This is a genomic window from Actinophytocola xanthii, assembly GCF_001921205.1.
Taxonomy (GTDB): Bacteria; Actinomycetota; Actinomycetes; order Mycobacteriales; family Pseudonocardiaceae; genus Actinophytocola; species Actinophytocola xanthii.
In genome coordinates this window covers 1-11,708 of the sequence record NZ_MSIE01000037.1, presented here as the reverse complement: position 1 = coordinate 11,708, position 11,708 = coordinate 1, and the positions used below count along the sequence as shown (strand labels likewise).

Genomic DNA, 11,708 nt, shown 5'->3' with positions numbered 1-11,708 from the left:
CCTGGCCAGGCGTTCGGCGGCGCCAGCGGGGGGCGGAGGGGTGAGCGGAGGAGAAGTCCGCGACATCCTCCGTTTCCCGTGCATCCGCACGGACGAGAAACCCGAGAACGAAGTCGTGTGATGCCCCGCACAAGAAGAAACCCCACCACGTCATGGGTGGGGTCCCACGGTGTGGTCAGGGGCGGGATCGACCCGCCGACCGACCGGTCTCCGGTCCTCCGGTCGCGCGTCCACTGCACCGCGCGAACTCCAGCGCGGTCGATCGACCATTCACCCGTGGCGAGACTGGCCGAGCCGTGCCGCCGCTGAGACCCCAACCGAGACCGAACAGCCCCCGCCGGAAACCGACGAGGGCTGTTTGCACTGGTGGCCAGGGGCGGGATCGAACCGCCGACCTACCGCTTTTCAGGCGGTCGCTCATACCAACTGAGCTACCTGGCCCCAACCCCTGGCATTCGCTGATCGAGCTCACCGGTGGGGTGTGGAACGACTACCGCCCGCGCTGTGCGCGGGCCCGGCGCTCCCAGGAGCTCCGCGACCCAGACGGGACTCGAACCCGCGACCTTCGCCGTGACAGGGCGACGCGCTAACCAACTGCGCCACTGGGCCTTGCTTGTGAAACACGCCCCCAACGAGAACGCACAGGGCTCGTCACCTGCGTCCGTTCGGAACGGTAGGAACTCTAGCAGACCGCCTTCCCCTGTTGATCCGGGGTCGGGCTCGGCCCCCGGTCGCTCGCGCTGCGCTCCCCGACCCGGAAGCAGGGGAACGGGAGGTGAACAACGGGTAATCGAACCACCCGTCTCGCGGTGGCGGTGCGGCGGCTGACCTAGCCTCGAGCGGCAACGTTCGGTAATGAGGGGGACAGTTCGACATGGGTGGGTTCAGTGTCCAACCGCCGGCTCTTCGTGAGCTGGCCGGCCTGCTCGACCGGGCCGGGGAGGACTTCCGGGCCGGGCGGAAGTACCTGCACGACGGCGTCTCCCCGATCACCGGCGAGGGCCTGGTCAACCGGATCACCGACAGCCACGACACGGTCGTCAGGACGCTGGACACGTGGTTCGGGGACGTCACCGACGCGGCCGCGGCCACGTCCGCCTCGGTCACCGACGCCGCGGCCTACTACGAGCGCACCGACCAGGCCGCTGCCGCGCGGCTCGACGAGAGCTACCCGCCGGCGGGGCTGACCGACGCCCGCGAGCACACGGACTACGTCCCCGTCGAGCCGCCGGAGGACACCGCGAGGTTCGGCGACGTCGTTCAACCGCAGCAGCACCTGGGCGAGGTGAAGGACTACAACCGGGAATTGGACGGCTCGCCGAACTGGTGGGACGCGTTCAGCCCGATGGCGCACATCGGCAACGCCATCGAGAGTGTCACCTGGCTGGCCGCGCAGCTCGGCTGGATGGACCGCCCGATCGACCCGCAGGCCGAGATCGTCAAGCCCTGGGTCGGCGACTGGGCGGGGGTGCGGTCCGCGGCCGACGTGTTCGAGCGGCTCGGCCACCTCTGCCGGAACGTGGCCATCAACATCGACTGGGCCTCGCAGGGCACCGAGGACGTGTGGACCGGCCATGCCGGCGAGGGCTGTTCGCTGTACCTGATGAACCTCGGCCGTCCCCTGCACGACGCCCAGAAGCCGCTCGCCGAGCTGAGCGATCAGTACCGGACCGCGTCGGAGGAGATGGTCACGCTCCGGGACGCGGTGGTGAACGTGCTGAACGAGATCGGTGACGCGGCCGTCAGTGCGGCATTCGCCGCCGGGGTGAGCGGAGGGGCCGCCGCGACCGGCGTCGGCGCGCCGGTCGCGGTGGGGGCCGGGCTGCTCGCGGGTTGGAAGATCCACCGAGTGATCAGCGGTATCGAGCAGATCATGGATCTCCGCGGCAGGCTCGAGCTCGCCCTGAGCGTGGTCAAGGCCGCACAGACCGACTTCGGGAGTCTGTCCGGGTCCTCCGCCATGCCCAGTCTGCCGCCCCGTCCGGCGACCCCGCGCTGACAGGAGTTTCCGATGCCCGAGTTCCCGACCAGCCTGGACAAGCTCCTCGAGCTCACCAGAGGCACCCCCTACGAGCACCTTGCCAAGGACGAGCAGGCACTCGAGCGCCTGTTCCTGGACACGCTGAGGACCAGCGACGACCCGATGTTGCGGGAGATCGGCACCGGCATCGGCGACGGCACGATGACCTGGCGCACGGTCGCCACCCACTCGGCCTATGCCGGCATCCTCGAGCAGAACCTGGAGAAGGCGCGCGAGTTCGACGGCGGTGCGCTCGCCGCCGAGCTCACCGCCGAGCGCTCGAGGACGGACGAGAAGGAGCGCCAGCAGCGGGAGCGAACGGACACCGACGACTCCGAGGACCTGTTCCGCGGCGGCGTGCTGAAGCGGCGCAGGCGATGAGGACCGCCGTGGCGAAGGCGGGTGGGGCACTGGCCGCGCTCGCGGTTGTGCTCGTCGGGTGTTCGGCGGACACCGGCGAGGGGGGCGCGGACGACCCGGTCGTGACTCCCTCCTCCGGGCTGCCGTCGGACTACGAGGTTCCGGCGATCGCCGAACCGCTCGAGCCCGGTCGGTTCGCCGACGATCCGTGTGGGTTGCTCACCGCCGAGCAGCGCGCCGAGCTCGACCTGCCGGACACCGAGCGCACGGAGCTGGGCGGCACCGCCGAGTGCCTGCTGCATCCGGCGGGCGACCGGATCACCACCGTCCAGCTGCAGCTGATGACCGACCGAGGGCTCGCGGACCTGGTCGCGCAGTGCCGTGGCGACAACGCCCCGGCGGCCTGCGCGACCTGGGCGCCGAACACCGTCGACCGATACCCGGCGATCGTGGACGACGGCGGCCAGTGCCGGGTCATGGTCGGCATCGCCGAACAGGCCGTGCTGCTGGTGAACGACCTGAAGCAGCCCGAATGCCGGCGCGCGACCGAGGTCGCGACGACGGCGCTGTCGACACTGCGGGAGGGGCGCTGAGCGCGTCGCGCAAACCCCTTCGGCGGACGGCATGGGGCATGCTGGCCGCCGGTCTCGTCGGCACCGCGCTGATGCTCGGCGTCGGCGCGGTCGCGGTCTCGAACGCCCCGTCCGCCGGGCCGGGCGAGGAGGCGAGCTGGCCGGCCGGGGAGACAGCGTCGTTCGACAGGATCCCCGGCGAGCGCAACTCCGGCGATCCGACGGTCACCTGCACGCTGACCCCCGAGGGCCGGCTGGTCGAGCGTGGTCACCGCTTCACCGTCGGCGAGCCGGTGGACCCGGACTTCGCCGGTACCGCGACGGTCACCTGCGACCAGCCGGTGGCGCTGGTGACCGGAACCTCCCGGATCGTCGCCGACCACGCGCGTGGCCCCCTCGTGGTCGTGCCGATGTTCGTCGCCGCGCTGGGCGTCCTGCTCTTCGTTCCGCGCTTCACCCTCGCCCTGGCGAGGCTCTCCACCAGCGGCTGGCTACGCCGGCTGCTGCGGGCGCCGCCACCGGGCTGACTCCCCGAGTGTGACATTTCGGGCCTGGATGTCGCGTCATGATCGACTCCCGCTACGGTGTGTGCTCTTCCGTGTTCATCGAGGAGTTTCGAGGTCAGCGATATGAGGGTTGTACGGCGCCTGGGTGGGCTGGTGTTGGGGGCGACCGCGGTCGTGTCGATGTCCGGGCAGGCCGCGGCGGCGCCGGATCCCGCCGAGGTCGATCTTCCCGAGGGCATGACGGCGAGCTATCTGGTGCTCGACCGCACGACCGGGGCGTCCTGGGGGATGGAGGAGCACAAGCAGTACCGGTCCGCGTCGGTGGTCAAGCTGTTCATCGCGTTGGACTACCTGGAGACCCGCGGCCCCGACCACGTGGTCCCGCCCGAGGACCTGGCACTGCTGGAACCGATGCTGCGGTCCAGCGACGACGACGCGGCCAGCACGTTGTGGGTGCGGGACGGGTGGGAGCAGATCGTGGTGCGGACGGTCGCCCGGCTCGGTCTGACCGACACCGAGCCCCCGGCGCAACGCGGCAAGTGGGGCTACACCGCGATCAGCGCGGCCGACGTGGTGCGGACCTACCAGTACATCCTCACCGAGGCCCACCCGAAGTACCGGGACTTCATCATGGGCAACCTCCGTCAGGCCACCAGGTGCGCCACGGACACGTTCGACCAGTCGTTCGGGATCCCCAGCGCGTTGCCGAGGCCGTGGGCGGTCAAGCAGGGCTGGTCCGGCTTCGGCGCCGCTCCGACGCCCGGCGAGGAGTGCGTGGAGCCGAGTCGAACCGCGCCGGTCACCCGGGAGATGCGCGCGGCCGCCGCCGCGATCGACCGCGAGAACAAGCGCCAGGCCGCCAAGGCCGAGCCGGACATCGATCTCACCAGCCGGGCCATGCACACCACCGGCACCGGCCGATGCGACGAGAAGATTGTGGTCGTGCTGACCCTGGAGCCGACGACCCTGTCGTGGCAGGACTCCGCCGACCGGATCACCGACCTGACCGAGGCCGTGTACAAGGCGGACTCCGACGCGGTCTGAGCTGCTGGAGCCGACCCACGAGGGCCCGGGCGGGTATGTCCTCGGCGTAGCCGACCCGGGCACGGCTCGGTCGGTTCTGGTGAGGGGGTGGTGCTCCCAACGGGATTCGAACCCGCGCTGCCGCCTTGAAAGGGCGGAGTCCTAGGCCGCTAGACGATGGGAGCCCGGGTTGCCCGCTTGGAGCACGAAAAGCATAGGACACGGCCCGCGGTCACCACAAAGCGGGTGCCCGCGGGCCGGTCCGGCTGGTCGCCCCGGGCCGAAGCTGGGATGCCTATCTCCGTACGGGCGGTACGCCGTCCTCGCCCGGCACGAGGCCGAGCATCTCCAGGAGCTCCCGGCAGTCCTCCGCGTCCCGCGCGCTGTGCGCGACCGCGAGCTGGGCCCGTCGCACCTGCTCGTCGGTCACCCGCGAGGACTCGCCGCTGCGCGGAGCCGGCACGCCGCCGAACCCGAGAGAGGTGTCCCGGGTCTCCTGTTGTAGCAGGAAGTCACGAACTTCGACCGGTCCGCTCATGTCGCCTCCCCGACCTATGTGTATTGGCCGAGAGACTATGAGCCCAAGGGCGCGATCCACAGCCCCCCGAGGAGTGAATCGCGACCACACGTTGCGTAGTCGGCGCTGGGTGGCGCACCCCTCGCGCGACGGAGACCATTCGCATGATTGATCGATGATCACTCGAATGGACGCAGGCCCCGGGCTGGGACAAGGCCACCCGGACGGGCGACATCACGTGCCTCAAGGCCGGCTCGCCGGCTCCCGAAGAGACCAGAGGGAGGCGGGGAGTCGAACCGAGAGGAAACGTTCAGTGCCCATGCACACCATCTACAACGTGTACGACGTCGCCGGGATGACCTGCGACCACTGCGCCGCGTCGGTGACCGAGGAACTGTCCGAGCTTGACCACGTGACCGACGTGGCCGTCAACCTGCCGGCCGGGCGGGTCACCGTCGTCAGCGCGGACGAGCTCAGCCGGCCGAGCGTGGAGGCGGCACTCGCCCTCAGCGGGCATCGCCTGGCGACCTGACGAGCCGCGGAGCTCCAGGCCGGTAGCGCACCGAGGTGGAGAAGTCAGCTGGATCGGCGGGGGTAGGTGAACAGTTCTCCCAATTTTCTACTCCTACCCACTCCCACGAAGCGCGTGCGCGTGCAACAATCGACTCGCTGACACACCCCCGGTCAGCGCCTGTGGAGATCCCCTCCGGCCCCCGCGTTCCTCCCCCTGGCGCGGGGGCCTCTCCATGTCGGTGGTTCGCCTCGTTCGTGATCGCGGTCACTCCCGGGGGAAATCTGGTCGCGATGCCTGGAGCCATCGCAATCTGTTCGTTATCCTCCTCTGGTGCTTTTCACCGGACGTAGTCGACCGAGCGTGAAGGCGGGCGATCCCGCGGCCGCTGGGCGCCATCGGGACGAGGCTCAGGTGCAGGACGACAACCTGCCCGACGAGGAGCTGGCGTCGTACCTGGCGGCGCTCTCTCCACAGGGCGACCCTGAGTCCACGGGAGCCGGGCGTCGCTTCGGCGGAGCCGAGGTCTACCAGCTGCGCCTCCCCCTGATGGCCAACGAGCAGCTCCGCGAGCTCGCCGCCCACTACCAGACCTCACCGATGGCACTCGCCCAGGAGTGGGTGCTGCAGCGGCTCGAGTGGGAGTCCCAGCACTTCCACCGCCGCTGATCCCATCGCAACCAGCAGGGCCCCGACCGGTCTCCCGGTCGGGGCCCTTTGTTCGCGCTGGGACCTTCTAGAGAGCGCGCACGTTCGTGGCCTGCGGACCCTTGGTGCCCTGTCCTACCTCGAACTCGACGCGCTGGTTCTCCTCCAGGGTGCGGAATCCCTTGCCCTGGATCTCCGAGTAGTGCACGAAGACATCGGCGCCGCCGTCATCGACGGCGATGAACCCGAAGCCCTTCTCGGAGTTGAACCACTTCACAGTGCCCTGTGCCATCTACCTGCCTCCATCGCAGGATCAGCATGGGGTTACACCGTGCAACCCCGGCAGCCCCTCGGGCGTTGCCTCCGCCAACCTCAGCGGAAGTGCCGCACGCCCGCGTTTTCGTTCCGCGAGCGTGGAAAGCACGAACACAGAAACTACGGCCTGCGCGGCAAAGCGTAGCGCGAAGAACACCTGCGGCACTACCACCAGCACACGACTGACTACAGGTTCCACCCCCTCCTGAACGATCTCCGCAGGCTGAACAGGAGTGACGTGCTGTGATCTGCATCACATCCGAACGAGCCAACGTCGCACCGCTCCGCAGCGTCGAATCAAGTGTGGGAGCACGAGTGGGGTACCGACAGGGGGACGCAATGCACGCAGGCCGAGTTGGCCAGGGACACGACGGCCGACGGCGCGGCTGGCGGCCTGGCTGGCGGCGGGGGCCGCTGACGGCGCTGGTCTCGGCCGGCCTCGTCGCCGTGCTGGGCCTGACCGCGTGCAGTTCGGACACCCCGGACACCGCCGCGACCGACCGTGGGAGCGGCGGAAGCCCGGCGGCGCAGGCGGCGCCGAAGCCCGCCGCCCGGATCGCGCTCGAACCGGCCGCGGGGGCCGCCGACGTCAGCCCGGTCGCGCCGGTCTCGGTGACCGTCACCGACGGCACCATCGAGGCGCTGACGCTGACCAACCCGACCGGCAAGAAGGTGATCGGCTCGCTGTCGGCGGACAAGACCACCTGGCGAGTCGGCGAACCGCTCGGCTTCGGCAAGACCTACACCTGGACCGGTTCCGCGGTCGGCGCCAACGGCGAGCGCAAGCCGATCACCGGCTCGTTCACCACGGTCACCCCGAGCGGCACCCTCGGCACCCGGATCAACACCGGGGACAACGAGACCTACGGCGTGGCGATGCCGATCGCGGTGACCTTCGACGGCCCGGTGACCGACAAGGCGGCCGCGCAGAAGGCCATGACCGTGCGGACCTCGGTCCCGGTCGAGGGCTCCTGGGCCTGGCTGGACGACACCCGCGCGCACTGGCGCCCCAAGGCCTACTGGCCGGCCGGTACGACGGTGGACGTCAGCCTCAAGCTGTACGGCGTGCACTACGGCGGTGGGGTGTACGGCGACGACGACATGACCTCGCACTTCACCATCGGCCGCAACCAGGTCGTCAAGGCCGACACCCGGACCCACCGCCTGCAGGTGTTCCGCGACGGCAAGCGCACAGCCGACTTCCCGGCGAGCTTCGGTCTCGAGTCCGACCCGGGACGGGTGACCAACAGCGGTACGCACGTGGTGATGTCCAAGCACGAGTCGTACTCGATGACCAACCCCAAGTACGACTACTACGACGTCGTCGTCCCGTGGGCGGTGCGGATCTCCAACAACGGCGAGTTCGTGCACGGCTACGCGCCCTCGGTCTGGGCGCAGGGCAACCAGAACGTCTCGCACGGGTGCGTCAACCTCTCCCCGGCCAACGCCAAGCGGTACTTCGACAGCTCCCTGGTCGGTGACCCGGTGGAGATCACCGGGAGCACGAACCCGCTCGACGCGACCGACGGGGACTACTACGACTGGGCTGTGCCGTGGGACCAGTGGCTGTCCATGTCGGCGCTGTCCTGACCGCTGTCCTGGTCAGCGGCTGACACCCGGCATAGGGTGACCCCGTTCGCGAGGTCGCCGACGGCGGGGGTGGGTCGATGGGGGGTGCGGGGCGGGTTCCAGCGAGCCTGGAACGCCGGTTCGCCATGCTCTCCCCGGTGCTCGCGCCCTCGTCGGCGACCGCCGCCGAACCGACGTCGTCCGCGGACGACGAGGTCGCTGCCGGCTATCTGGTGGTCCGCGCCTCCGGCGCCAACGCCGCCAGGATCGCCATGGAGGCCGCCCGGGAACCGGCGCCCCCTCGTCCTCGGGCCGAGCCCGACCAGCTCCAGCTGGTGATGCGGGCCTCGCTGCCCCGCTACCTGCCGGCCGGCGGCGTCGGCCTGACCTTTCCCGAGTGCACCCTGCGGGCCGTGCCGGCCGAGCGGCAGGGCACCGTACTGCTCACCGTGGCCACCACGAAGCTCTCGATCAGCTTCGCTGAGCTCCGCCCGCTGCTGTTCCGCCCGGTCCCGGTGGACCGCCCGTTGCAGACGCTGTTCGCCGCGGCGGTGGCGCACGTGTTGGTGGTGTCGGAGTCGCTGGACCCGCACGGGATCAGGCCCTACCTGACCGGGCTGGCCGAGCTGGTCCTGCGCAGCGCGCTGCGCACCGAGCTCAACCGGGCCGACGCGATAGCCACCCGCCGCCGGGACGCCGTGGTGTTCATCAAGGAGAACCTCGCCGACCCGACCCTGTCCGCCGACCGCATCGCCGAGGCCCTGTTCATCTCCCGCCGCCGCCTGTACCAGCTCTTCGACGACGGCGACGGCGTGTCCGGACGCATCCGCCAGCTGCGCATCGAACGGGCCAAGGAGCTGCTCGGCGACCCCGCGCACGCCGTTCGGGGCATCGGCGAGATCTCCCGCCAGTGCGGCTTCGCGAACGCGGCACACTTCTCCCGCACCTTCCGCAAGGTGGTTGGTCGCACCCCACGCGAGTTCCGCGACCAGGCGCGGCGGGGTCAGTAGCGCTGCGCGTAGTGGGTGGGGGACTCGCCGAAAAGTTGGCGGAAGTCGCGGATGAGGTGGGGCTGGTCGACGTAGCCGAGGTCCGCGGCGAGCTCCGCCCAGTCGAACGGAACGCCCGCGGCCAGACGCTCGGTCACCTCGTGCAGCCGGTACCGGCGGATCACCCACTTGGGGCCGATGCCGACGTACTCGGCGAACCGGCGTTGCAGGCCGCGCACGCTCGTACCGCACTCGCGGGCGAGCGCGTCGACCCGCGTGATGTCGCGTCGCGCGGCGATCGCGGCCACCACCTCCGCGACCTCGGTGGCTCGCGGGTCCGGCTCGGGGAGGACGCGCCGCAGGTAGTCCTCGACGGCCGGCACGTCCGGTGGCTCCGGCGGGACCGGACCGAACACGGGTTCGGCGTCGACGGTGCGGTCGGTGATCGTGGCCACCGACGCCCCGAGGAACGGCCGGAAGCAACCGGGCCGAAAGGCGACGGCGAGCATGCCCTCGCGCCCCACCAGGACCCGGACCCGGTGGACCGACCAGACGCCGTGCAGCTGGACGCCGCCACCGCGGAAGGTCAGGTTCACGTGGGGGTAGGGCACGAGCTTCTGCCGGTACGGCTCCGCGTAGTCCCAGGAGACGATCCGGTACCCCTGCACCCAGGGCGCCAGGTCCGCCGACGGTGCGGCGAAGGCCAGCCGCTGGTAGCGGGTCCACGCTCCACCCAGCTCCCGGGGGTCCCTCGGCACGGTCCTAGGTCCGCCGCCCGGTGGGGCGGGCGGTGACGCGCATCCGGCGTTCGGCGGGCGCGGCCTCGAAGTCCACAGAGGACACCAGGCGGCCGAGCACGCCGGCCAGCTCCAGCCAGCCCCGGCCCGTGGTGGAGTGCAGGGTGAACACGGCCATCCGCCGACCGGACGGGTCGATGACCACGGCCTGGAGCTGGCAGCCGGAGGGCGGCGAGCCGGCCAGCAGGAGCCGTTCGGCCAGTACGACCGGGTAGCCCCGTTCCGTGCGCGACTCGCTGACTTCGCGGATGTCCACGCCGCCGGCGTCGGCCAGGTAGCGGGCGAGCTCCTCCGCCGCGTCGGGCCCGAGCGGCGAGTCGGCGGCCACGACCATGCCGACGAGCACCGCCGGGTCGGCGTTCGGGTGCCCGACGACCGCGACCAGGCCGGCACCGTTGGCGTGCGCCAGCTCGGCCGCGTCGCGAGCCGCGAGCGCGAGACCCGGGTCGTGCGCGGAGTCCCGCCCCCGGATCTCGATCATCAGCTCGGTCAGGGCGCGCTCGGTCTCCTCGACGGAGGAGACGGGCACCGGCGTGATCCCCTCGACCGCGGCGAGCCTCACCCGCCCTCACCCCGCGGCAGCGGGGTCTCGCCCCGCACGACCAACTCGCCCGTGGTCTGCCGGCCGCTCGAGAGCGCCGCGGCGAAGGCGGAGTGCGCGCCCTCGGGCACGGACGCCTCGCGCCGTCCCGGACCGGTCAGGGCGCCGGCCAGCGTCGCCGAGGTCGCCGAGGCGGTCCCGAGCACACCGGCCAGCGCGCGGACGGCCGGCGAGGCAGCCGGCCGGGTGGATGGCTCCTCGCCCCGCAGCGCGGCCAGCTCGTCGGCGACGGCGGCGGAGGCCCGCAGGTGCTCGCGCTCCAGCTCCCGCGCCTCAGCGAGCACCTCCGACAGCGCCGACTCCAGCTCTGCCACCCGGTCCCGCGCCCCGGACAGCGCCATGCTGGCCCCGGCGACGCCCACCGGCGTCGCCGCGAGGTCGACCGCGTCCTGCGTGTCCTGGAGGTCGTCCTGGGCGGCGCGCAGCCTCGCCCGCAGCGACAGCGCTCGCGCGTCCAGCTCCTCGGTGTGGCGTTGGTTCCGGGCGAGCGTGCGCGCCCAGCGTTCGAGAGCGGTCACCGCCTCGCGCAGCAGGCGCTCCCGCCGCCCCAGCTCGCCCGGGGTCGCCGCCAGGCGCTCGCGGAAGGCCTCGGCCGCCGCACCCCGCCATCCCCCTGCGTGGCGGGCCGCGTCGACCAGGGCCGGCTCGACCGCGGCCAACGCGTCGGCGGCGGCGGTGAGCTGGGTGATCGTGTCCGTGACGGCGTCGAGGCGACCGGGGGTGGGGTCGAACTCCAGGCCCCGGTAGCTCACCACGGGCCGAGCTCCCGGAAGCGGGCGCCGGCGTTCTCGTCGACCTCGGCGTAGCCGTCGCGGACCGACCGCACCAGCTCGGCGTCGGCGGCCACGGCCCGGAACACGCCGGCCAGCTCCGCCCGGGTGTCGGCCACCAATGCCCCGGCCACCTCGTCGAGCCGGCCGGGACCGAGCTCGGCGCAGCCGGACAACCCGTCCACCGCCGCCGAGAGCGACTCGGCGGCGGAACCGAGCACGCCGGCGGTCACCCCCAGCGCGGCCAGCTCCGCCTCGAACCCGGACACCGCCGCTCCTTCCCGTGGAACGGGGACTACGCCCCGAACACCGGAGGATAGGCCGGCGGCAGGTCGTCGAAGAGGTCGAGCCCCTCGTCGTACTTGTTGGTGTGCTCGCCATCCTCCTCGCCGTTGGCGTTCCCGCCCAGCGGCATGCCGCCAAAGGCCCCAGCGCCGCCGGCTCCCCGGGCACCGGCAGCGCCGCCGAGCGCGCCGGCCGCCCCCGGCACGGCGCCGGGAACGCGGCCGG

General features: G+C 71.6%; 15 protein-coding genes, 3 tRNA genes and 1 pseudogene. 9 read left to right on the top strand and 10 right to left on the bottom strand.

Annotated elements, in window-relative coordinates; genetic code table 11:
- Positions 1-364: 364 nt before the first annotated feature.
- Positions 365-441: transfer RNA gene (locus tag BU204_RS20010), tRNA-Phe, on the bottom strand.
- 94 nt (positions 442-535) lie between these two features.
- Positions 536-609, bottom strand: a tRNA-Asp gene (locus tag BU204_RS20005).
- Between the two features lie 265 nt (positions 610-874).
- Here BU204_RS20005 and BU204_RS20000 point away from each other — a divergent pair.
- From BU204_RS20000 to BU204_RS19980, 5 genes are all read left to right on the top strand, one after another.
- On the top strand, positions 875-1,999 hold the full coding sequence (locus BU204_RS20000; RefSeq protein WP_075127236.1) for a hypothetical protein: 1,125 nt from the start codon (positions 875-877) through the stop codon (positions 1,997-1,999).
- Between the two features lie 12 nt (positions 2,000-2,011).
- Positions 2,012-2,401 (top strand): hypothetical protein, encoded by a 390-nt coding sequence (locus BU204_RS19995; RefSeq protein ID WP_075127235.1) that lies wholly within the window; start codon positions 2,012-2,014, stop codon positions 2,399-2,401.
- Positions 2,398-2,973 carry a DUF3558 family protein gene (locus BU204_RS19990; protein WP_083661456.1) on the top strand — a complete coding sequence of 192 codons (576 nt, stop codon included), beginning with the start codon at positions 2,398-2,400 and terminating at the stop codon, positions 2,971-2,973. The genes BU204_RS19995 and BU204_RS19990 overlap by 4 nt, the downstream gene beginning before the upstream one ends.
- Before the next feature lie 38 nt (positions 2,974-3,011).
- The gene (locus BU204_RS19985) at positions 3,012-3,479 is read left to right on the top strand and encodes a hypothetical protein (protein ID WP_075127233.1); all 468 of its coding nucleotides are present in this window, start codon (positions 3,012-3,014) and stop codon (positions 3,477-3,479) included.
- 102 nt (positions 3,480-3,581) lie between these two features.
- Positions 3,582-4,502, top strand: a complete 921-nt coding sequence (locus tag BU204_RS19980) for a class A beta-lactamase-related serine hydrolase (protein WP_233160424.1) — start codon at positions 3,582-3,584, stop codon at positions 4,500-4,502.
- Positions 4,503-4,590: 88 nt separating this feature from the next.
- Here BU204_RS19980 and BU204_RS19975 read toward each other — a convergent pair.
- Positions 4,591-4,666 (bottom strand) — tRNA-Glu (locus BU204_RS19975).
- A gap of 110 nt (positions 4,667-4,776) precedes the next feature.
- Positions 4,777-5,019, bottom strand: a complete 243-nt coding sequence (locus BU204_RS19970) for a hypothetical protein (RefSeq protein ID WP_075127232.1) — start codon at positions 5,017-5,019, stop codon at positions 4,777-4,779.
- Positions 5,020-5,317: 298 nt separating this feature from the next.
- On the opposite strand from BU204_RS19970, the gene BU204_RS19965 reads away from it, so the two are divergent.
- Together BU204_RS19965 and BU204_RS19960 are read left to right on the top strand one after the other, a co-directional pair.
- Entirely contained in the window at positions 5,318-5,530 is a 213-nt protein-coding gene (locus tag BU204_RS19965) for a heavy-metal-associated domain-containing protein (protein ID WP_075127231.1), read from the top strand.
- A 393-nt stretch (positions 5,531-5,923) separates the two neighbouring features.
- The gene (locus BU204_RS19960) at positions 5,924-6,178 is read left to right on the top strand and encodes a hypothetical protein (RefSeq protein ID WP_233160423.1); all 255 of its coding nucleotides are present in this window, start codon (positions 5,924-5,926) and stop codon (positions 6,176-6,178) included.
- A gap of 67 nt (positions 6,179-6,245) precedes the next feature.
- Here the strand turns inward: BU204_RS19960 and BU204_RS19955 are convergent, their stop codons facing one another.
- Complete coding sequence (locus BU204_RS19955) at positions 6,246-6,449, bottom strand: cold-shock protein (protein WP_075127229.1); 204 nt, start codon at positions 6,447-6,449, stop codon at positions 6,246-6,248.
- Positions 6,450-6,811: 362 nt separating this feature from the next.
- Between BU204_RS19955 and BU204_RS19950 the strand changes: the two genes are divergently transcribed.
- Entirely contained in the window at positions 6,812-8,062 is a 1,251-nt protein-coding gene (locus tag BU204_RS19950; protein WP_083661455.1) for a L,D-transpeptidase, read from the top strand.
- A gap of 77 nt (positions 8,063-8,139) precedes the next feature.
- Entirely contained in the window at positions 8,140-9,051 is a 912-nt protein-coding gene (locus BU204_RS19945; protein ID WP_233160422.1) for a helix-turn-helix transcriptional regulator, read from the top strand.
- On the opposite strand, the gene BU204_RS19940 is transcribed toward BU204_RS19945, so the two are convergent.
- The 5 genes and pseudogenes from BU204_RS19940 to BU204_RS40160 all read right to left on the bottom strand — a co-directional run.
- On the bottom strand, positions 9,045-9,788 hold the full coding sequence (locus BU204_RS19940) for a helix-turn-helix domain-containing protein (protein ID WP_083661454.1): 744 nt from the start codon (positions 9,786-9,788) through the stop codon (positions 9,045-9,047). The genes BU204_RS19945 and BU204_RS19940 overlap by 7 nt on opposite strands.
- 4 nt (positions 9,789-9,792) lie before the next feature.
- A complete protein-coding gene (locus BU204_RS19935) occupies positions 9,793-10,389 on the bottom strand; it encodes a hypothetical protein (protein WP_075127227.1) in 597 nt (198 codons plus the stop codon).
- Positions 10,386-11,183: a PspA/IM30 family protein gene (locus BU204_RS19930; RefSeq protein WP_075127226.1), complete on the bottom strand. Its 798-nt coding sequence runs from the start codon at positions 11,181-11,183 to the stop codon at positions 10,386-10,388. The genes BU204_RS19935 and BU204_RS19930 overlap by 4 nt, the downstream gene beginning before the upstream one ends.
- On the bottom strand, positions 11,177-11,467 hold the full coding sequence (locus tag BU204_RS19925; RefSeq protein ID WP_075127225.1) for a hypothetical protein: 291 nt from the start codon (positions 11,465-11,467) through the stop codon (positions 11,177-11,179). Before BU204_RS19925 ends, BU204_RS19930 begins: the two co-directional genes overlap by 7 nt.
- Before the next feature lie 26 nt (positions 11,468-11,493).
- Positions 11,494-11,708 (bottom strand): annotated as a pseudogene (locus tag BU204_RS40160) (WXG100 family type VII secretion target); the annotation flags it as partial.

Coding starts and splice junctions, on each gene's coding strand:
- BU204_RS20000 (WP_075127236.1), top strand. CDS start 875: ATGGGTGGGTTCAGTGTCCAACCGCCGGCTCTTCGTGAGCTGGCCGGC.
- BU204_RS19995 (WP_075127235.1), top strand. CDS start 2,012: ATGCCCGAGTTCCCGACCAGCCTGGACAAGCTCCTCGAGCTCACCAGA.
- BU204_RS19990 (WP_083661456.1), top strand. CDS start 2,398: ATGAGGACCGCCGTGGCGAAGGCGGGTGGGGCACTGGCCGCGCTCGCG.
- BU204_RS19985 (WP_075127233.1), top strand. CDS start 3,012: ATGCTGGCCGCCGGTCTCGTCGGCACCGCGCTGATGCTCGGCGTCGGC.
- BU204_RS19980 (WP_233160424.1), top strand. CDS start 3,582: ATGAGGGTTGTACGGCGCCTGGGTGGGCTGGTGTTGGGGGCGACCGCG.
- BU204_RS19970 (WP_075127232.1), bottom strand. CDS start 5,019: ATGAGCGGACCGGTCGAAGTTCGTGACTTCCTGCTACAACAGGAGACC.
- BU204_RS19965 (WP_075127231.1), top strand. CDS start 5,318: ATGCACACCATCTACAACGTGTACGACGTCGCCGGGATGACCTGCGAC.
- BU204_RS19955 (WP_075127229.1), bottom strand. CDS start 6,449: ATGGCACAGGGCACTGTGAAGTGGTTCAACTCCGAGAAGGGCTTCGGG.
- BU204_RS19950 (WP_083661455.1), top strand. CDS start 6,812: ATGCACGCAGGCCGAGTTGGCCAGGGACACGACGGCCGACGGCGCGGC.
- BU204_RS19945 (WP_233160422.1), top strand. CDS start 8,140: ATGGGGGGTGCGGGGCGGGTTCCAGCGAGCCTGGAACGCCGGTTCGCC.